Origin of the sequence: Streptomyces sp. NPDC048278, from assembly GCF_040652195.1 — a bacterium.
GTDB lineage: Bacteria > Actinomycetota > Actinomycetes > Streptomycetales > Streptomycetaceae > Streptomyces.
The window spans coordinates 63,579-81,869 of sequence record NZ_JBEZLP010000002.1; the positions used below are offsets into that span (position 1 = coordinate 63,579).

General features: G+C 74.0%; 18 protein-coding genes. 8 read left to right on the top strand and 10 right to left on the bottom strand.

Features of this window, described 5'->3' with window-relative positions; genetic code table 11:
- From AB0D74_RS03910 to AB0D74_RS03920, 3 genes are all read left to right on the top strand, one after another.
- Window positions 1–780 (top strand): ATP-binding cassette domain-containing protein, encoded by a 780-nt coding sequence (locus tag AB0D74_RS03910; RefSeq protein WP_362580288.1) that lies wholly within the window; start codon window positions 1–3, stop codon window positions 778–780.
- Complete coding sequence (locus AB0D74_RS03915) at window positions 777–1,979, top strand: sugar ABC transporter permease (RefSeq protein ID WP_362580290.1); 1,203 nt, start codon at window positions 777–779, stop codon at window positions 1,977–1,979. The genes AB0D74_RS03910 and AB0D74_RS03915 overlap by 4 nt, the downstream gene beginning before the upstream one ends.
- Before the next feature lie 95 nt (window positions 1,980–2,074).
- Window positions 2,075–4,474, top strand: coding sequence for a SpoIIE family protein phosphatase (locus AB0D74_RS03920; protein ID WP_362580292.1), 2,400 nt, complete (start codon window positions 2,075–2,077; stop codon window positions 4,472–4,474).
- A gap of 17 nt (window positions 4,475–4,491) precedes the next feature.
- On the opposite strand, the gene AB0D74_RS03925 is transcribed toward AB0D74_RS03920, so the two are convergent.
- The gene (locus AB0D74_RS03925) at window positions 4,492–4,902 is read right to left on the bottom strand and encodes a hypothetical protein (protein WP_362580294.1); all 411 of its coding nucleotides are present in this window, start codon (window positions 4,900–4,902) and stop codon (window positions 4,492–4,494) included.
- A 132-nt stretch (window positions 4,903–5,034) separates the two neighbouring features.
- Window positions 5,035–6,054, bottom strand: a complete 1,020-nt coding sequence (locus tag AB0D74_RS03930) for an aldo/keto reductase (protein WP_362580295.1) — start codon at window positions 6,052–6,054, stop codon at window positions 5,035–5,037.
- Between the two features lie 130 nt (window positions 6,055–6,184).
- On the opposite strand from AB0D74_RS03930, the gene AB0D74_RS03935 reads away from it, so the two are divergent.
- Complete coding sequence (locus AB0D74_RS03935; RefSeq protein WP_362580296.1) at window positions 6,185–6,763, top strand: TetR/AcrR family transcriptional regulator; 579 nt, start codon at window positions 6,185–6,187, stop codon at window positions 6,761–6,763.
- Window positions 6,764–6,948: 185 nt separating this feature from the next.
- Here AB0D74_RS03935 and AB0D74_RS03940 read toward each other — a convergent pair whose 3' ends face one another.
- From AB0D74_RS03940 to AB0D74_RS03970, 7 genes are all read right to left on the bottom strand, one after another.
- Complete coding sequence (locus AB0D74_RS03940) at window positions 6,949–7,659, bottom strand: 2'-5' RNA ligase family protein (protein ID WP_362580298.1); 711 nt, start codon at window positions 7,657–7,659, stop codon at window positions 6,949–6,951.
- Window positions 7,656–9,041 carry an extracellular solute-binding protein gene (locus AB0D74_RS03945; protein ID WP_362580299.1) on the bottom strand — a complete coding sequence of 462 codons (1,386 nt, stop codon included), beginning with the start codon at window positions 9,039–9,041 and terminating at the stop codon, window positions 7,656–7,658. The genes AB0D74_RS03940 and AB0D74_RS03945 overlap by 4 nt, the downstream gene beginning before the upstream one ends.
- Window positions 9,042–9,098: 57 nt before the next feature.
- Window positions 9,099–9,911: a carbohydrate ABC transporter permease gene (locus AB0D74_RS03950; RefSeq protein WP_362580301.1), complete on the bottom strand. Its 813-nt coding sequence runs from the start codon at window positions 9,909–9,911 to the stop codon at window positions 9,099–9,101.
- Window positions 9,908–10,750 (bottom strand): sugar ABC transporter permease, encoded by an 843-nt coding sequence (locus AB0D74_RS03955; RefSeq protein WP_362580303.1) that lies wholly within the window; start codon window positions 10,748–10,750, stop codon window positions 9,908–9,910. The genes AB0D74_RS03950 and AB0D74_RS03955 overlap by 4 nt, the downstream gene beginning before the upstream one ends.
- Window positions 10,751–11,059: 309 nt before the next feature.
- Window positions 11,060–12,079, bottom strand: coding sequence for a LacI family DNA-binding transcriptional regulator (locus AB0D74_RS03960; protein ID WP_362580305.1), 1,020 nt, complete (start codon window positions 12,077–12,079; stop codon window positions 11,060–11,062).
- Entirely contained in the window at window positions 12,069–12,773 is a 705-nt protein-coding gene (locus AB0D74_RS03965; RefSeq protein WP_362580307.1) for an HAD family phosphatase, read from the bottom strand. The genes AB0D74_RS03960 and AB0D74_RS03965 overlap by 11 nt, the downstream gene beginning before the upstream one ends.
- 344 nt (window positions 12,774–13,117) lie before the next feature.
- Entirely contained in the window at window positions 13,118–13,717 is a 600-nt protein-coding gene (locus tag AB0D74_RS03970) for a TetR/AcrR family transcriptional regulator (RefSeq protein ID WP_362580309.1), read from the bottom strand.
- A 113-nt stretch (window positions 13,718–13,830) separates the two neighbouring features.
- On the opposite strand from AB0D74_RS03970, the gene AB0D74_RS03975 reads away from it, so the two are divergent.
- Window positions 13,831–14,280 (top strand): 4-oxalocrotonate tautomerase, encoded by a 450-nt coding sequence (locus AB0D74_RS03975; protein WP_362580311.1) that lies wholly within the window; start codon window positions 13,831–13,833, stop codon window positions 14,278–14,280.
- A complete protein-coding gene (locus AB0D74_RS03980) occupies window positions 14,273–15,295 on the top strand; it encodes an alcohol dehydrogenase catalytic domain-containing protein (protein ID WP_362580313.1) in 1,023 nt (340 codons plus the stop codon). Before AB0D74_RS03975 ends, AB0D74_RS03980 begins: the two co-directional genes overlap by 8 nt.
- A 3-nt stretch (window positions 15,296–15,298) precedes the next feature.
- Here AB0D74_RS03980 and AB0D74_RS03985 read toward each other — a convergent pair whose 3' ends face one another.
- Complete coding sequence (locus tag AB0D74_RS03985; RefSeq protein ID WP_362580315.1) at window positions 15,299–16,462, bottom strand: NAD(P)/FAD-dependent oxidoreductase; 1,164 nt, start codon at window positions 16,460–16,462, stop codon at window positions 15,299–15,301.
- A 126-nt stretch (window positions 16,463–16,588) separates the two neighbouring features.
- Here AB0D74_RS03985 and AB0D74_RS03990 point away from each other — a divergent pair, with 126 nt between their 5' ends.
- Window positions 16,589–17,335, top strand: coding sequence for a TetR family transcriptional regulator (locus AB0D74_RS03990; protein ID WP_362580316.1), 747 nt, complete (start codon window positions 16,589–16,591; stop codon window positions 17,333–17,335).
- Window positions 17,336–17,364: 29 nt separating this feature from the next.
- Window positions 17,365–18,249 (top strand): PhzF family phenazine biosynthesis isomerase, encoded by an 885-nt coding sequence (locus AB0D74_RS03995; RefSeq protein ID WP_362580318.1) that lies wholly within the window; start codon window positions 17,365–17,367, stop codon window positions 18,247–18,249.
- Window positions 18,250–18,291: the final 42 nt, after the last annotated feature.

Sequence of the window (18,291 nt, forward strand, 5' to 3'; positions counted from 1 at the left end):
TTGGTTCAGCCGCTGCTGGCGCTGCGCGGCGTCTCCAAACGCTTCGCCGCCGTCCAGGCACTGGCCGACGTCGAGCTGGAGATCCGGGCCGGGGAGGTGGTCGCCCTGGTCGGCGGCAACGCCGCCGGCAAGTCCACCCTGGTCAAGGTGATCTCGGGGGTCCTCTCCCCGGACCGGGGCGTCATCCTGTGGGAGGGCCGTCCCGTCCAGATCAGACGCCCGCACGACGCCCGTGCCCTCGGGATCGCGACCGTCTACCAGGACCTCGCGATGTGCGGGAACCTCGACGTCGTCGGCAACCTCTTCCTCGGCTGGGAGATCCACCGCTACGGCCTGCTCGACGAGGTCGAGATGGAGCGCCGCACCCGTGAGCTGCTGCGGACCCTGCCCATCGACATCCCCGACGTGCGGGCGCCGCTCGCCACCCTGTCCAGCGGCCAGCGCCAGGTCGTCGCGATCACCCGCTCGTTCCTCAGCGCGCCGCGGCTGCTGCTGCTCGACGAACCCACCGCCTCCCTGGGCATCGAACAGACCAACCAGTTCCTCGACCTCGTCGAGGAACTCCGCGACCGGGGCACCGGGGTGCTGCTGATCAGCCACAACATGGGGGACATCAAGGCCGTCGCCGACCGGGTCGCCGTACTGCGGCTCGGCCGCAACAACGGTCTCTTCGACGTGGGCCTGACGTCACAGGAGCAGATCATCGCCTCCATCACGGGTGCCTCGGACCGCTCCGGCCGGGACCGTCCCTCGACGGACCCGGAGGAGCGATGGTCGTGAGAGGGCGGCCCTCCGGACGGCTCAGGAACTGCGCGGGTACCGCCCGCCGCCGACTGCACGAGGGCGGCCTCGGCCCGGCGCCGGTGCTGCTCGCCCTCGCCGTGATCTGGGCGGTCTTCCAGTCCCTCAACGCGAACTTCCTCTCGCCGCGCAACCTGTCCGTGCTCAGCGTGGACATCGTGGGGACCGGCATGGTCGCCGTCGGTGTCGTCTTCGTGCTGCTGATCGGCGAGATCGATCTGTCGGTGGGCTCGCTCGCCGGCCTGTCGGGCGCCCTGTTCGCGACACTGAACGTGAACCACGGGATGCCGGAGGGGCTCGCCGTGCTGGTCGCGGTGGCGGTGGGCGGGGCGGCCGGTGCCTTCCACGGGTTCGTCTTCACCAAGACCGGGGTCCCGGCCTTCGTGGTGACCCTCGCGGGGCTGCTGACCTGGAACGGTCTGATGCTCTACCTGCTCGGCACAGAGGGATCCATCGGCTTCAGCGGGGACGGTCTCGTCGCCATGCTCACCAGCCGCCACTTCACGACCGCCGGCGCCGCCTACGGCCTGGCCGCGCTCGCCACGGCGGCCTACCTCGGCGTCTCCCTCCACGACCGCGGTCGGCGCGCCGCCGCGGGAATGCCGTGCCGCCCGGCGGCCGAGATCTGGGGCCGTACGGCCCTGCTCGCCGTGGCCGCCTTCGCCGCCGCGTACGTCCTGACCCGGTTCGAGGGCCTCCCCCTCGCGCTCCTCGTCTTCCTCGCCGTCCTCGTCGCCTCCGACCTGCTGCTGCGCCGCACCACCTACGGCCGGCAGGTGCACGCCCTGGGCGGCGGCGCGGAGGCGGCCCTGAGGGCGGGCGTCAACGTGGCGCGGGTCCGGGTCTCGGTGTTCCTCGTCTCGGGCGCGCTGGCCGCGGCCGGCGGCCTGTTCGTGGCCTCCCGGCTCACCTCCGCGACCCCGGTGGCAGGCTCCGGCATGCTGCTGATCAACGCGATCGCCGCCGCCGTCATCGGCGGCACCAGCCTCTTCGGCGGTCGCGGCTCGACCTGGTCGGCGCTGCTGGGCGTCCTCATCATCCAGTCGATCGCCTCGGGCATGGCCCTGCTGGGCGTCGAGCCCTCGGTCCAGTTCATGATCACCGGCGGGGTCCTGCTCATCGCGGTGGTCTTCGACGCTCTGGCCCGCCGGACCGTGGCGGCCCGGGGGCGGGCCTAGGAACGGCCCGGAGGCCCGGACCCGGGGCGCCGTCGGTTGAAGGGGGCACGGCGCGGCGCGATCCTGGGAGGGGTACCCGCACAGCCGGAGGCACCATGGAGGGTCGCGTACCGGAGGACCTGGCCGTCGTCGTCGACGCCGACGGGGCGGTCCTGGTGTGGAGCCCGGGTGCCCGGCGGCTGCTCGGATACGAACCCGGCGACGTCGTCGGCCGCTCCGTGCAGACCCTGCTCGCCACCGACCTGCCCGTGTCCGCGCGCCGCCACCTCACCGACGGGCGGCGCTGGTCCACCGAGGTGGCGCTGCTGCACCGCAACGGCGACCGGATCGTCGCGCACCTGCGGGGCATTCCGCTCGACGCCGGCACCGGCCGCCCGCTGTGGCTGGTGACCGGTGCCGTGCCGGGGTCCCTGTCCGGACGGGACCAGCCCGGGGCGGAACCCCTGTGGGACCTCACGCTCGCCCAGCTGCCGATGCCGGTGGCGATCTACGACCGGGCGGCCCGGCTCGTCTCCGCCAACGACGCCATGACCCGGATCATGGGCCTGCCCGTGGAGGAGATGCGGGGCAAGACCCTCTCGGAGATCGAGCCCAGGCAGCCGTGGATGGAGTACGACCGCCTCCAGCGGCAGGTCCTGCGCACCGGGAAGCGGATGTTCCTCGAGGAGCAGAGCCAGGCGCCCGGCGAGATCCGGGAGCACTCCTGGTCGATGTACTTCTCCGCGCTGACGGACGAGACCGGCGCCGTGCAGGGCCTGTCCGCGGTCGTCTTCGACACCACGGAGCAGTACTGGGCCCGCCGCCACCTGGCCGTCCTCAACGACGCCGGCATGCGCATCGGCACCACCCTGGACGTGACCCGCACCGCCGAGGAACTGGCCGAGGTGGCCGTCACCGGCTTCGCGGACTTCGTCACCGTCGACCTGCTGGAGTCCGTCGCCCTCGGCGACGAGCCGGAGCCCCTGACACCGGGCGAACCGGTCGCCGTGCGCCGGACGGCCCAGCGCTCGGTGCTGGCGGGCTGCCCGGAGTCGGTGGCCGACCCCGGCGACGCGTTCCGCTACCCGGTGAACACGCCCCCGATGTGGACGCTGCTGGCCGGCCACGGCACCCGCCACCGGCCCGGCGACCCCGGCATGCAGGAGTGGCTCAGGACCTCCCAGGCCCGCGCCGAGTCCGTCGCCCGGCACCGGATCCACTCGGTGCTGATGGTCCCGCTGCGGGCCCGGGGCGTCACCCTCGGCCTCGTCCACTTCCTGCGGCACCGCACGCCCGAGTCGTTCACCGAGGACGACCAGCGGCTCGCGGAGGAGATCGTCGCCAGGGCCGCGGTGAGCGTGGACAACGCCCGCCGCTACACCCGCGAACGCCGCACCGCGCTCGCCCTGCAGCGCAGCCTGCTGCCCGGCCGGCCACCGGGCCTGGCGGCGACGGAGGTGGCCTACCGCTACCTGCCCACCGGGTCCGGCGCGGACGTCGGCGGCGACTGGTTCGACGTGATCCCGCTCTCCGGTGCCCGGGTCGCCCTGGTCGTCGGCGACGTCGTCGGCCACGGCATCCGCGCCTCGGCCACCATGGGCCGCCTGCGGACAGCGGTCCGGACGCTGGCGGACGTCGACCTCGCCCCCGACGAACTCCTCACGCAGCTGGACGACCTGGTCATCCGGCTCGACCGCGAGGAGGGCCCGGAGGCACCCGGCAGGGCGGAGACCGCGTCGTCCGGGGACGTCGGCGCGACCTGCCTGTACGCCGTGTACGACCCGGTGTCCCGCCGCTGCACCATGGCCCGCGCCGGTCATCCGCCGCCCGCCCTGGTCACCCCCGGCGGCGAGGTCCGGCTCCTCGACCTCCCGGCTGGACCGCCGCTCGGCCTGGGCGGCCTGCCCTTCGAGTCCGCCGAGGTGGAGCTCGCCGAGGGCAGCATCCTCGCCCTCTACACCGACGGCCTGGTGGAGACCGCCGACCACGACATCGAGGTGGGCCTCGGCCTGCTCCGCCGGGCCCTCGCCGACCCCGCCGCGCCCCTGGAGGAGACCTGCGACCACGTCCTGCACACGGTCCTGACCGACCGGCCGGCCGACGACATCGTCCTCCTGCTCGCCCGCACCTCCGGCCTGGACACCGCGAAGGTCCGCACCTGGCAGCTCCCCCGGCACCCGGCCGCCGTCGCCGGCGCCCGCAAGGCCGCCTGCGCACAACTGGAGGCCTGGGACCTGCCCGACGCGGTCTTCGCCACCGAACTGATCGTCAGCGAACTCGTCACGAACGCGGTCCGCTACGGCGACGGCCCGATAGCCCTCCGTCTGATCCGCGACGCCTCCCTCATCTGCGAGGTCTCCGACGGCAGCAGCACCGCCCCGCACCTGCGCCGGGCCCGCGTCTACGACGAGGGCGGCCGGGGCCTCCTCCTGGTCGCCCAGGTCTCGGAACGCTGGGGCAGCCGCCAGACCCCCACCGGCAAGACGATCTGGGCGGAACAGCCTCTCCCGGCGTAGGCGGCGTGGCCAACGGCCTACCGGGTGAGCGGCCGGTCGTGCCGCAGGGTGTCCGTCAGGGCGGACACGACCGCCGAGGCGACGGCGCAGGCGACGAAGCTCCCCACCATGACCAGCGCCACCCCGACCATAAACAGCCCACTGGCGTCGTCCGCCCAGTCGACGTAGGCGGCGAGCGTCAGCCCCACGGTCGGACCGCCCACGGCGGCGGCGCTGTGGTCCCGGGCCGCCGCACAGCACACGGCAGCCAGCAGGGTCGCCACCAGCCCGGCGACCTGCCACACCTCGTACGGCCCGCCGACCGACCCGTCGGCCCGCACGTCCTGGTCCTGGTCCCAACCCAGCCAGGCGGCCCAGGCCACCACCGACACCCCGGCCAGCACGAGTGCCGGCACCACCGCCCGGAGAACGGGCCTCTGAAGTCGCATGCCCCCAGCGTTCCGGCCGGGACGGGCGCCGGACAGAGCGCGGATACTCAGACCGACCCGAGTACGCGTGCCGGTGCGGAGACCGCCCGGCGGACGCGCCGGGCCCTCACGTCCTCACGCCCCGTCAGCCCGTCAACGGCGGCGCAGGGTCGGGTCGAGCAGGGCGGGCGGGGTGTCGTACTTCTCGTGTGCGGCCAGGTCGGTGCCGGGGGCGACGATCGCGTCGACCGCGTCCAGGACGTCCGCGGAGAGGACGGTGTCGGCGGCGGCGAGCTGGGAGCGCAGGTGGTCCTGGGTGCGGGGGCCTATGAGGGCGCTGGTGACCGCGGGATGGGCGGTCACGAAGCCGAGGGCGAGCTGGATCAGGGTCAGCCCGGCCTCGTCGGCGACCGCGGCCAGCCGCTCCACGGCGTCGAGCCGGGCCTGGTTGACGGGCAGGGTGAGGTCGAACCGGTCGGGAAGAGACGTGGCGCGGCTGGTGGTGACGGCCCGGCCCCTGCGCACGGCGCCGGACAGCCAGCCGGAGGCCAGCGGGCTCCACACCAGCACGCCCATCCCGTACTCCTCGGTCACGGGCAGGACATGGGACTCGACGCCCCGCTGGAGGAGGGAGTAGCTGGGCTGTTCGGTGACGTACCGGCTCAGGCGGTGCTCACGGGCCGCCCACTGGCCCTGCACGATCCGGTACGCCGGGTAGGTCGAGGACCCGAAGTGGCGGATCTTCCCGGCGCGTTGCAGATCGGTCAGCGCCGACAGGGTCTCCTCGTCGCTCGTGGCCGGGTCCCAGCGGTGTATCTGGTAGAGGTCGACGTGCTCGACGCCGAGCCGCCGCAGGCTGTTCTCCAGCTCGGTGACCAGCCAGCGCCGTGACCCGCCCCGGTGGTTGGGCTCGTCCCCCATCGGCATGCCGGCCTTCGTGGCCAGCACGATGTCGTCCCGGCGGCCGGCGATGGCCTTGCCGACCATCTCCTCCGACTCGCCCTGCCCGTACATGTCGGCGGTGTCGATCAGATTGATCCCGGCGTCCAGGGCGGCGTCGACGATCGCGGTCGCCTCCTCCTGGGTGGTCCGGCCGATCGCCCCGAAGTTCATCGCGCCGAGCCCGAGCGCACTGACCTGCACACCGGTACGGCCCAAGGTGCGGTACTGCATGGCTGATCCTCCTCACGGAACACAAGCGGGACGACGTCCCGTTTCCCGTCTCCGAGAATACGGAACGCTGTCCCGTTTCGCAACGCCCCGATAGAGTGACGGCGACGGAGCACCCGACGAAGGACGCGCGATGAAGGACGAGGAGCAGGCGGTCCGCCCCCGGCGGGCGGACGCCCGGCGCAACGAGCTGACGCTGCTGGAGGCGGCGGCGGCGGCGTTCGTCGCGTCCGGCGTGGAGGCGCCGGTGCGCGACATCGCGGCCCGCGCGGGCGTCGGCACGGCGACGATCTACCGGCACTTCCCGACCCGCGCCGACCTGATCATCGCCGTCTACCGGCACCAGGTGGAGGCGTGTGCCGAGGCCGGCCCGGTCCTGCTGGCCGACGCCCCGAGCCCGTACGACGCGCTGCGCCGCTGGATCGACCTCTTCGTGGACTTCCTCGTCACCAAGCACGGGCTCGCCGCGGCCCTGCGCTCCGACCAGGCGGGTTTCGACGCCCTCCACGCCTACTTCCTGGACAGCCTGGTCCCCGTCTGCACCCGCCTCCTCGACGCGGCGGCCGAGTCCGGCGAGATCCACACCGACCTGCCCGCCATCGAGCTGATGCGCGGCGTCGGCAACCTCTGCATCGGCGCGGAGAACGACCCCGCCTACGACGCCCGCCGTCTGGTCGGGCTGCTCGTCACGGGGCTGGGCTCACCGCGCTGAGGCGTGGCAGGGGACGCGCCGGCAGAAGCCGACAGAAGCCGTCAGAAGCCGGAAGGAGCCGGGAGACGCCGGCAGAAGCCGGCCGCGGTCGGAGCCGGGTTCGGGGCCGGGGCCGGGGCCAAGGCCGTCGAAGGTGATCCCGGAGAAGTCACACGGCGCACGGTCCTTGCAGCACCCTTGCCGGGTCAGCCCGAAAGCCGCCAGGTGTGGACGTGGTCCCACGTGAGGGTCGTCCACCAGCGGCCCGTCCAGTCCTCGCTGGCGGTGCGGTAGAGGGTGACGGTGTCGCCGGGGAAGGCGTCGGGGAAGGGCACCGGGAGCCCGCGGACGTACGCGTCGGCCTCCTCCAGCAGGTCCGGGCGGACGTACATGTCGTGCGAGAGCAGGGACAGGTGCGGCCGGAACGCGGCCGGGTCGAAGCTGTGGTCCGCGGGGTTCGGGGCCGGGGCCTCCAGGGGTACGACGGCCGCGTCGACCCGGGCCGCCAGTTCCGTGAACGCCGTGTTCGGGGTGGTGCCGTCGGCGAGGTGGGCGACGTCGTAGACCACGCCGACGCCCTGGCGCCGCACCCCGGCGTTGTGGACGGTGAAGGGGACGGCGCCGTCCAGGGCCCGGGTCACCGCGGCGACGATCTCCGGCTCCGGGACCGGCATGTGCCGGCTGCCCACCAGGGTGGCGTGCGGCGGGAAGGCGCCCGCCGACACGAACCCGTACTGCGCCCGCAGCTGCCCGGTCACGGCGGTGACCGCGGCGCAGGTCGCGGGGTCGGGGCGGAGGTAGACGCCGTAGCGGTACGGGTCCCCCGCGGCCCGGTCGAAACGGGCCGTCGCCCGTACCTTGACGTCGATGTCGGTGAGTCCGGGAACCTGGCCCGGTACCTGGGTCGTGTCCGTCACTGTCCTGCCTGCTTCCGGTAGTCCTGGATCTTCTGGGTCGCCGCCTTCTCTGCGGCCTTCAGCGCGCTGTCCAGCGGGACCTTGCCGCTGAACGCCTGCTGCATCTGCGGCACGACCACGTCCCGGACGCCCTGCATGGCACCGCTGAGGCAGCCGGAGGTGGCCGTCGTCGCCGGGGTGTCGGCGAACTGCTTCGCGAGCACGGCGTACGGCTTGTTCTTCGCGAGGAACGCCTTCCAGGCCGCCGAGTCGTCGACGCCCGTGTTGATCGGCGCGTACCCGGAGGCCTCGGCGAACCGTTCCTGGGCGGGCGCGGAGGCCAGGTAGCTGATGAGCTTCCAGCCGGCGACCTGTTCGGCCGCGCTGTGCCCGGCCTGGTCCAGCCACATCGCGGCCCCGCCGACCGCGGCCCCGGCGGACGGCGAGGAGAGCGGGTACGGCAGCGCCGTGTACCCCTTCATGCCGGCTTGGGTGAGACCGCCGATGGCGCCGCTGGAGTTGAACATCATGGCGGTCTTGCCGGCCACGAAGGCGGACAGCGCCGCGTTCCCGTCGGTGCCGGTGTCGAGGCCGACCCCGTCGGTGTACAGCTCGGCCATGGTGCCGATGGCGGTGCGCTGCGCGTCGCCGGTGAGCGACGCGGCCGTGGCCCCGGTCCCCTTCCGGCCGTTGTCGGGCGTGCAGTACGGCGCCCCGGCCGCCGCCGAGAGCTGCTCGAACCACCAGTCGTCGAAGGGCTGGTCGATGCCCTTCACGGACGGGACCGCGGTGTGGATCTTCCGTGCGGCGGCGGCCACCCCCTGGAGCGTCCCGAGCGTCGAGCGGTCCACCCCGGCCTTGGCCAGCAGCTTGTCGTTGACGTACAGCAGGGGCATCGAGGTGTTCAGCGGAACGGCGAGGAGCTTGCCGTCGGCGGTGTAGTAACTGCGTGCGGCCGGGCGGAGCTTGTCGAGATCGAGGTCGTCCGGGTTGGCGGCGGCCATGGCCTGGGCGGAGACGGTCTGCCCGGCGTCGCGCAGGTAGCCGGTGGTGATGTCGTTGGTGACCATGACGGTCGGGGTGCCGTCGCCGCGGACGGCGGAGGTGTACTTGGCGATGGCGTCGGCGTAGCTGCCCTGGAAGGACGCCTTGACGACGATCTTCCCGCTGTTGGCCTTGTTGAAGGCGTCGATCTCCTTCTGCAGGGCCTCACCGGCGGGCCCGCCGAGCCCGTGCCAGAGGGTGACCGTCACGGCTCCCTTGGCCGCGGCGAGGGCGGAGGGACCGGGGGCGGCACCGGAGGCCGTACCGGTGCCGGTGCCGCCGCAGGCGGTCAGGGAGAGGGCGAGGGCGGTGGTGAGAGCGGCGGCTGCGAGATGCAGTCGTCTCGGGTGTGCGGGCATGACGAACTCCTTGAGCAGATGCGAATGGTGTAAGCAAGTGGCGTATGCGGCCGGCGCTCAGGCGGTCACCCTCGACGCCAGCCCCCGAACCAGGAACCGCTGTCCGAACAGCACCAGCACCAGCGTCGGCAGCAGTACGAGCAGGGTTCCCGCGTAGATCACGGCAGGCGACGTGGCCTGGTCGACGACCAGCTGGGCCAGCCCCACCTGCACGGTCCGCCGCTGCGGCGAGTCCGTGATGAGCAGCGGCCAGAAGTAGCCGTTCCACGCGGACAGCGCGCACCACATGGCCGCGGTGACCAACTGCGGCCGGATCATGGGCAGGACGACGTGCAGCAGCGTCCGCAGCTCCCCGCACCCGTCCAGCCGTGCCGCCTCCCAGACCTCCCTCGGCAGTGCGAGGAACGCCTGCCGGAGCAGGAACACGGCGTATCCGGCGGCGAGGTAGGGCACGACGATCCCGAGCAGCGTGTCCCGCAGGCCCAGTGCCGTCGCGGTCTCGAAGTTGGGGATGACGAGGCTCTCGCCCGGGAACGCGAGCGTCGCCAGGACCAGGCCGAACACCAGCCCCCGCCCCCGCCATCGGGGAAACACCAGCGCGTACGCGGCCAGCGCGGCGGTGCCCAGTTGTGCGGCCGACTGCAGCGCCGTGACGGCCACGCTGACGCCGTACTGGCGGGCGAGCGGCGCCGAGTCCAGTGCCGTACGGACGTTGGCCAGGGTCAGCCGGCCGGGGACCGGGACCAGCCGGCCCGCGGCGACGTCCGCCGGGGGCAGCAGCGCCGTGACGACGGTGACGTACACCGGGAAGGCGACGATCACGACCACCGCGCCGAGCCACAGCCACCGCAGTACGGAGACGGGTTTCATGCGGCCCAGCTCCTCAGCACCCGGAACTGCAGTGCGGTGACGGCGAGGACGAGGAGCAGGAGGACGACGGCGAGCGTGGCGGCCGAGCCGACCTGGGGCAGCGCCTCGCCGAAGGCGCGCCGGTACAGCTCGTAGACGAGCGTCGAGGTCGCCCCGGCCGGGCCGCCCCGGGTGAGCACCTGGACCTGGGTGAACACCTGCAGCCCGCTGATGGTCTGGGTGACGAGGAGGAACACCAGGCTGGGCCGGAGCAGCGGGATGACGACCGACCGGGCCATCCGCAGCCCCGACGCCCCGTCGAGGGCCGCCGCCTCGATGACCGACTGGTCGAGCTGGGACAGCGCGGCCAGCAGGACGAGGAAGGCGAAGCCGAACTCGTACCAGGCGGTCGCGACCGACACCGCGAGGACGGCCAGGGCCGGGGAGCGGAGCCACTCCGGGCCGGTGACGCCGACGTGGGCCAGTACCTCGTTGAGCGTGCCGACGGCCGGGGCGAACAGGCCCGCGAAGACGGCGGCGGAGGCTGCCGCCGAGTAGGCGAAGGGGAGGGAGAGCAGCACCGAGACGACGGCCCGGGGGCGGGCCGCCGCCTGGCGCAGCGGGAGCGCGGCGGCGAGCGCGCCGCCCACCGAGAGCAGGACGCCGAGCCCGGCGATGGCCGCGGTGGCGAGCAGGGCCCGGCGCAGGTCGGGGTCGGTGACCAGGTCGGCGTAGTGGGCGAGGCCGACGAAGCGGGTCGGGTCGCCGAGGAGGTCGGTGTCGTAGAGGCTCAGCACGACGCCCCGGACCACCGGCCAGTACGCGAAGACGAGCAGCAGTACGACGCACGGCAGGACCATGAGCGGCCCTGCCAGTCGGCCGCGGGATGGGCGGCCGGCGCGAAGTGGAACGTTCCCAAGCATGAGTGGAACGTTCCCATTGGTGGTGGGTCGAGGACAGCGGTGGTTGGGTGAACAGTCGGCAAAATCCGGCGCGGGGCTGCCCCGGGGGACCGGTCGGTCTGCGGGTGCGGGTGCGTTGTGGCTGGTCGCGCAGTTGCCCGCACCCCCAAACAGGTGGGGGTCCGCTGGACGGCCCCGAAAGGGGCGCGGGGAACTGCGCGACCAGCACCCACCGACCCGCACCCGGAAACGACCGACGGCCGGGAATCAGGCGGAGGCCGGGCGGGCGGTGGTGCGGCCCGGGACGAGGGCGCCCGGCAGGGACTGGTGGTGGTCGGGCGGCTGTTCGCCGTCGAGGAGCTGGACCAGGGCGTCGACGGCGCGGCTGCCGATCAGGTCGATCGGCTGGCGCCAGGTCGTCAGGCCGATCAGGGACGTCGTCAGCTCGCCGATGCCGTCGTAGCCGGTGACGGACAGGTCGCCCGGCACGTCCACGTCCCGCAGCCGGAGCTGTTCCATCAGGGCGAGCGCGTGCCGGTCGCTGGGGGCCATCACCGCGGTGATCCCGGGCTGCCTCAGCACCTCGGTCACCATCGCGCCCGCGGACTCACGGGGCCGCTCCGCCACCTCCAGCACCCGGGCGCCCCGCTCGCGCAGCCGCCGGGTCATGGCGGCCGTCCGCGGGCCCAGCGTCACGGACTTGCTGAACGGCACGGTGACCACCGCGACCTGGCGGTGCCCCAGGTCGAAGACGTGGTCGGCGAGCGCGGCGCCGCCCTCGTCCTCGTCGCAGTAGACGCTGGTGATGCTCGGATGGGTCTCCGGGCGCCCCGCCACCACGGTCGGCAGCCGCGCGGCGAACGGCACGATCTGCTCGCTGGGCAGCAGCCCGCTGCACACGAGCAGCGCCTCGACACGGAGCATCGCCAGGGTCTCCAGGGCGCGGTACTCGTCGCTCACCTCGAACCGGCCGGACCCGGTGGCGGTGACCACCCGGTAGCCGTGGAAGGCCGCGCGCTCCTGCATGGCGGTGAGCAGGTGGCCGTAGAACGGGGTGGCCGCGTCCCGGACGAACGCGCCCACGGTGTACGTCCGGTGGGCCACCATGGCCCGCGCGGACGCGTTGACGACGTACCCGAGTTCCTGCGCGGCCCGGATGACCCGCTGCCGGGTCTCCTCCCCCACGCTGCCGCGTCCCGAGACGACCCGGGAGACGACGGACTTGGAGACGCCGGCCTGCCGGGCGACGTCGATGATCGTCGGATTTCTCGGCCGGTCAGCAGCCATCGGCGGGCACGCCCTCCCCGGCGAGTACGGCGCGGGCCGCCGCGGCTCCGCTCCATATGTGGGCGCGCCAGCCGTGGGCGCGGGCGGCGGCCACGTTCTCCGCGCGGTCGTCGAAGAAGACGATGTCCGACGCCGCCCGGCCCAGCCGCTCCTCGGCGCCCCGGTAGATCCGCGGGTCGGGCTTCATCAGGCCGAGGTCGGAGGAGAACACGAGCGTCTCGAACCGGGCGCTCCAGTCCGCCCGGCGGACGGCCGCCGCCAGCGAGGCCGGGGCGTTGGAGAGGACACCCAACGGCGTTCCGCGGTCCGCCAGCCGGTCGAGCAGGCCGCTCGCCTCGGCGCCGAGCACCGCCCACGCCCCGGTGTCGATCGCGTCCAGCCGTTCGGCCCACGCCGCGTCCAGCGGGCGCCCCAGTGCCTCGCCGATCCGCGCCCAGTAGGCGACGGGAGAACCGCCGAGGTCGTAGGCGTCCCGGTGGGCCCAGTACGGCTCAGCGAGCACCGCCTCGGGTATGCCGAGGGCGTCGGCCAGCGAGGTCAGGGCCCGGCCGGAGGGAGCCAGCACACCACCGAGGTCCCACACGACGACGGGCGACGACGGGTGGGGCGACGGGCGGAGGGGCGAGCGGGGCGACGGGCTGGGCGGCAGTGGGGGCGCGTGCTCGGACGAGGGCACCTCTTGGGAACGTTCCACACGGCGGATGATAGCCGCAACGACGCCCCGGCGTACCGGCGTCCCCGTACCGACGCCCCGACGTACCGGCGTCCCCGTACCGGCGCACCCGTACCGACGTACCGGCGCACCCGTACCGGCATACCGCCGGAGTGATCCACGCCCCGCCGACAGCCGCACCCCGCGCAGCGACGCACTCGGGCCGGGGTGCCGCTCCGGCCGGAAAGCCCTTCGGCGCGACGGCGGTCGACGTAGGCGCCGTCCGCGCAGGAGGGCGGAGCAGAGCTGTCGCATCGAGAACCGGGCGACCTCGACCCAGCGGCTCAGCGCCTGATGCCGGGCCGCGCTCGGCGCCGGGACGGCCCCTAACTCCGGGCCCGCCCGTCGAGTGCGGCGGCGAGCAGTGATTCGAGTTGGTGGGCGACCCGGTCCAGCGGTGCGGTGTCGCGTCGGGCTCGGCACATGGCGATCGCGCCCTCCGCCGAGGCCACGACGAGGGTCGCCAGCTCGGGGGCCTGGTCGGGGTCGGCACCGTGGTCCCGCAGGGCGGCGGTGAGCAGCGCCTCCCAGGCGTCGAACGCCTCGGCCGCCGCGGTGAGCGCGGGCGGGATCTCGTCGCCCGGGGGCGGCTCCTCGACGGAGACGGCCAGGACCGGGCAGCCGGCCCGGAAGTCGCTCGCCACCATAATCCCGCGCCAGAGCCCGAGAAACGCGCGCAGCCCGGCGACCGGACCCGCGTCCAGCTCCTTGCGCAGCAGCCGCTCGACGGACGTGCCCGCGTACCGCACGGCCTCGGTCGCGAGCTGCTGCTTGCCGTCGGGGAAGTAGTGGTACGTCGAACCGAGCGGCGCCTCGGCGTGTTTGGCCAGCTCGCGGATGCTCGTGGCGTTCAGACCGCGGCGGCTGATCAGGTCGGCCGCCCCGGCCACGATGCGGTCCCGCGACGGCGCACTGGACTTGGCCAAGCTCCCGCTCCCTCCGGCTCCCCGGCCCCCCTGGTTATAACGCTCGTCATAGTCTAGCGTGACCTCGCTCTATAACGATCGTCATAACCCCTGCTTCGCCATGGAGGACACCCATGCCCCTGATCCGGCTCACCGTCCCGTCCGGCGCACTGACCGAAGAGGGCCGCGCGACCGTCCAGCGGGACCTCGCCGCCGTACTCCTGCGCTGGGAGGGCGCGCCCGACACGCCCTTCTTCCGCGCCCAGGCCTGGAGTCACCTGGTCGAGCTGCCGGACGGCGCCCAGACCACCGCCGGGGACGACGCGCCCCGCTTCCTGGTGGACGTCACGGTTCCCGCGGGCGCGCTGTCCGAGCGCCGCCGGGCCGGTCTGGTCGAGGAGGCCACCCGGACCGTCCTGACGGCGGCCGGACTCGCCGCGGACGACACGGCCGACCCGGCCGACGCCCTGCGGGTGTGGGTCCTGGTGCACGAGCAGCCGGACGGCACCTGGGGCGCGGGCGGCTCGATCGTCCGCCATGCCGACCTGGTGGCGCTGGCGAAGGGTGCGCGGGCCGATGCGTGAACTGACCTACGTGGCCCGCAACACGGTGGAGTGGCGCGAGGTCCCCGATCCGAGGCTGCGTGGCGACGGGGAGGCGATCGTGGCGCCCGTGGCGGCGACCTCCTGCGATGTGGACACCGCGATCCTCGCCGGGCACGGGTTCGTGGACCCGCCCTTCGCCCTCGGCCACGAATGCGTCGCGCGGGTCGTCGAGACCGGCGACTCCGTCACCGCCGTCTCCCCCGGCGATCTGGTGGTCGTCCCCTGGTCCGTCAGCTGCGGCGGCTGCGGCCACTGCCTGGCCGGCCGCACCGCCCACTGCACCTCCGTACCGCACATGGCGATGTACGGCGCCCCGATCGGCGGCGCCTGGGGCGGCCTCTTCTCCGACCTGGTCCGGGTCCCCTACGCCGACGCCATGCTCGTACCGCTCCCGGCCGGTCTCGACCCGGTGGCGATGGCCTCGGCGAGCGACAACTGGTCGTTGGCATGGCGCCTGGTCGCTCCGCACCTGCGGAACCGGCCGGGCGCCCGGGTGCTGGTGGTGGCCCGCGGCAGCATCGGGCTGTACGTCGCCGACATCGCCCGCGCGCTGGGCGCCGCCACCGTCCTGCACGTCGATCCCGACCCCGGGCACCGGGAGATCGCCCGGGGCTTCGGCGCCGCCACGGCCGACACCCTCGACCCGCCCGTCCACCACGGCTTCGACATCGCGGTCGAGGCGACCGGCCGCGTCGACCAACTCGCCCTGGCGCTGCGGTCCCTGGCCCCGGAGGGCATCTGCGAATCCGCGGGCAACCACTTCCGCCCCGGCGAACTCCCCCTCCTCGACATGTACCTCACCGGCGTCACCCTGCGCGTCGCCCGCGACAACGTCCGCGCCCACATCCCCGACGCCCTCGCCCTGGCCGGCTCCGGCAGGGTCGACCCGGGCCGGGTCGTCTCCCACGTCCTCGACTGGGAACAACTCCCCGAGGCCCTGCCGGAGAAGCACCTCAAGCCGGTCTTCGTACGGGATGGCCGCGCCATGGCGTGACGCTCATTCCGTCCGCCCGGCTCCTGCCCCCGCAGCCGCTCCGGCTCCCGCTCCCGTGAACATGGCGATCAGGCCGTGCGGGGAGTCGTCGCCGAACATGTGCTCGTGCAGCTCGGCGGCGCCGGCGGCCTCCGTCGCGCTGCGCACGAACATGGCCTGCTCGTAGGCGGCCAGCGCGGCCTCGGTGTCGTCGGGGCGGGCGGCGAGGGCCCTGCCGAGTTCGGCGCCGTCGTACATCGCCAGGTTGGCGCCTTCGCCGCTCGGGACCATGAGGTGGGCCGCGTCGCCGACCAGGGTCACGCCCGGCACCCGGTCCCACCGGTGCCCGGCGGGCAGGGTGTGCAGGGGGCGCAGCACCGGAGCGGTGTCGGCGTCGGTGATCAGCGCGGTGAGCTCCGGGGCCCAGCCGTCGAACTCCGCCGCGACGGGACCGGCGGGACCGGTCGGCCCGGTGAAGCCGGCGTCGGTGAACCACTCCGGCGGCCTGCGCAGGGCCACGTAGGTGTGGAGGGTCCCGCCGGTCTCCCGGTGGGCCTGGATCCCCTTGCCCGGCGCGAGCGCGAACATCGCCCCCTCGCCGACCGCCTTCGCGGCGGCCGGGTGCCGGGTGTCGGCGTCGAACAGGTAGGTCTCGACGAAGGAGGTGCCGGTGTACTCGGGCACGGCGGCGGACAGCAGCGGCCGTACCCGTGACCACGCGCCGTCGGCGCCGACCAGCAGGCTCGTGGCGACGGCGGTGCCGTCGGCGAACGTCACCTCGTGGCGGCCCGCGCCCAGGGCGCGGACGGCGGTGACCTTGTGGCCCCAGCGGACGGTGCCGGCCGGAAGCGATGCGAGCAGGATCCGGCGCAGCTCGCCGCGCAGCACCTCGGGGCGGCCCCCCGTACCGTCGTCGGCCTCCTCGAAGAGGACGGTGCCGTCGGCGGCGAGCGCCCGGGTCGCCTCGCGGCCGGCCAGGACGAGGGCGCGGAACTCCTCGTACAGGCCCGCCTCCCGGAGCGCCGGCTGGCCGTTGTGCTCGTGGATGTCGAGCATCCCGCCCTGGGCACGGGCCGCCGGAGAGGCCTCCGCCTCGTAGACGGCGGCCGGGATGCCGTGGACGTGCAGGACGCGGGCGAGGGTGAGGCCGCCGAGTCCGGCTCCGATGATCGTGACGGGCGTACGCATGGTGACTCCTCGGGGTGGACGGGGCCGGCCTCTCGGGGACGACGGCCGCGCACGGCTGGAACGGCATTCCAGACTGGAACGTCGTTCCATGTTGGAACGGTGCTCCAGCCGTGTCAAGATGGCGCCATGGCAACGCGGACACGCCGGTCACAGCGGCGCACCGACGCGCTCTCCCGCGAGCGCATCGTCGAGGCGGCCGTCGGGCTGCTCGACACGGCCGGCGAGAGCGGGCTGACGTTCCGGGCACTGACCGAACGCCTCGCCACCGGACCCGGCGCGATCTACTGGCACGTGGCGAACAAGGACGAGCTGCTCGCCGCCGCCACGGACGCGGTCGTCACCGCCGCCGTGATCCCCCGGTCAGGGGAGTCCGGCACCCCTGCCTCACCGCGGGACGGGATCCGGAGCGTCGCGCTCGGGCTGTTCGACGCGATCGCGCGGCATCCGTGGCTCGCGACGCAGCTCGCCGCGCAGCTCTCCCGCAGCCCCGCGGGTACGGTCACGCCACGGATCTTCGAGAGCATCGGCCGGCGGGTCCAGGCCCTCGACGTGCCCGAGAGCAGCTGGTTCACGGTGACCTCGGCGCTGGTGCACTACGTCCTCGGCGCCGCCGGCCAGAACGCCGTGAACGGCGCGATCGGCCGCGCGCTCCCGCCCGGCGTGGACCGGGCCGGGTTCCTCGACACCGTGTCGGCGGCGTGGAAGGACCTCGACCCCGACGAGTACCCGTTCACCCGGGCCGTCGCGGACCAGATGCGCGGGCACGACGACCGCGAGCAGTTCCTCGACGGCGTCGATCTCGTCCTCGCCGGCATCACCGCCACCCACCGGCACCGCCAGGACGGCACGGGCGGCGGCCTCGCCCAGGAATAGCCTGCGCTCCGCCCCACGTTGCCGCGAGCATGACGACGAACGCGCCGCGACCCGAGATCCTGCGCTACACCGCCTTCTCCGGCTCACCCGACGGCGGCAACCCCGCCGGGGTGGTGCTGGACGCCACCGGTCTGGACGACGCCGGCATGCTCGCCATCGCCGCCGAACTCGGCTACTCGGAGTCCGCGTTCCTGACCGCGCCCCCGGAGGGTCTCGGCGGCCGGAACGGCGAGGCCGGACGGGCGTACACCATCCGGTACTTCAGCCCCAAGGCCGAGGTGCCGTTCTGCGGGCACGCCACCATCGCGACCGCCGTCGCGCTCGCCGAGCGGAACGGCCCCGGGGAGCTGGTGTTCGCCACCCGCGCGGGCACCGTGCCGGTCGCGGTGACCGAGGAGGGCGGGACGGTCCGGGCCACGCTCACCAGCGTCGAGCCGCACACCGAGGAGATCGCCGACGCCGACCTCGCGGAGGCACTGGCCGCGCTCGACTGGCCGGCCACCGATCTCGACCCGGCCTTCCCGCCGCGCATCGCGTTCGCCGGCGCCCGCCATCTGGTGCTCGCCGCCGCCACCCGCGCCCGGCTCGCGGACCTCGCGTACGACTTCGCGCGCCTCGAAGCGCTGATGCACCGCCTGGACCTGACCACCGTGCAGCTGGTGTGGCGCGAGTCGGCGACCGTCTTCCACGTCCGTGACCCGTTCCCGGTGGGCGGGGTCGTCGAGGACCCGGCGACCGGTGCGGCGGCTGCCGCGTTCGGCGCCTACGTCCGTGAACTCGGCCTGGCCCCCGAGGAAGCCGTCCTCACCCTCCACCAGGGCGAGGACCTGGGCCGCCCCGGCGAACTCACCGTGACCCTGCACGCGGGCGACCCGCGCGTCCACGTCGGCGGCACCGGAACCCGCATCGCCTGAGCCCGCCCGCCCGGGTCCCCCCGGATCCGGCGGCGCCCCGGA

Bases quoted from the DNA above. Each gene is read 5' to 3' on its own strand.
- AB0D74_RS03920 (WP_362580292.1), top strand. From the start codon at position 2,075: ATGGAGGGTCGCGTACCGGAGGACCTGGCCGTCGTCGTCGACGCCGAC.
- AB0D74_RS03925 (WP_362580294.1), bottom strand. From the start codon at position 4,902: ATGCGACTTCAGAGGCCCGTTCTCCGGGCGGTGGTGCCGGCACTCGTG.
- AB0D74_RS03930 (WP_362580295.1), bottom strand. From the start codon at position 6,054: ATGCAGTACCGCACCTTGGGCCGTACCGGTGTGCAGGTCAGTGCGCTC.
- AB0D74_RS03935 (WP_362580296.1), top strand. From the start codon at position 6,185: ATGAAGGACGAGGAGCAGGCGGTCCGCCCCCGGCGGGCGGACGCCCGG.
- AB0D74_RS03945 (WP_362580299.1), bottom strand. From the start codon at position 9,041: ATGCCCGCACACCCGAGACGACTGCATCTCGCAGCCGCCGCTCTCACC.
- AB0D74_RS03950 (WP_362580301.1), bottom strand. From the start codon at position 9,911: ATGAAACCCGTCTCCGTACTGCGGTGGCTGTGGCTCGGCGCGGTGGTC.
- AB0D74_RS03955 (WP_362580303.1), bottom strand. From the start codon at position 10,750: ATGGTCCTGCCGTGCGTCGTACTGCTGCTCGTCTTCGCGTACTGGCCG.
- AB0D74_RS03960 (WP_362580305.1), bottom strand. From the start codon at position 12,079: ATGGCTGCTGACCGGCCGAGAAATCCGACGATCATCGACGTCGCCCGG.
- AB0D74_RS03975 (WP_362580311.1), top strand. From the start codon at position 13,831: ATGCCCCTGATCCGGCTCACCGTCCCGTCCGGCGCACTGACCGAAGAG.
- AB0D74_RS03980 (WP_362580313.1), top strand. From the start codon at position 14,273: ATGCGTGAACTGACCTACGTGGCCCGCAACACGGTGGAGTGGCGCGAG.
- AB0D74_RS03985 (WP_362580315.1), bottom strand. From the start codon at position 16,462: ATGCGTACGCCCGTCACGATCATCGGAGCCGGACTCGGCGGCCTCACC.
- AB0D74_RS03990 (WP_362580316.1), top strand. From the start codon at position 16,589: ATGGCAACGCGGACACGCCGGTCACAGCGGCGCACCGACGCGCTCTCC.
- AB0D74_RS03995 (WP_362580318.1), top strand. From the start codon at position 17,365: ATGACGACGAACGCGCCGCGACCCGAGATCCTGCGCTACACCGCCTTC.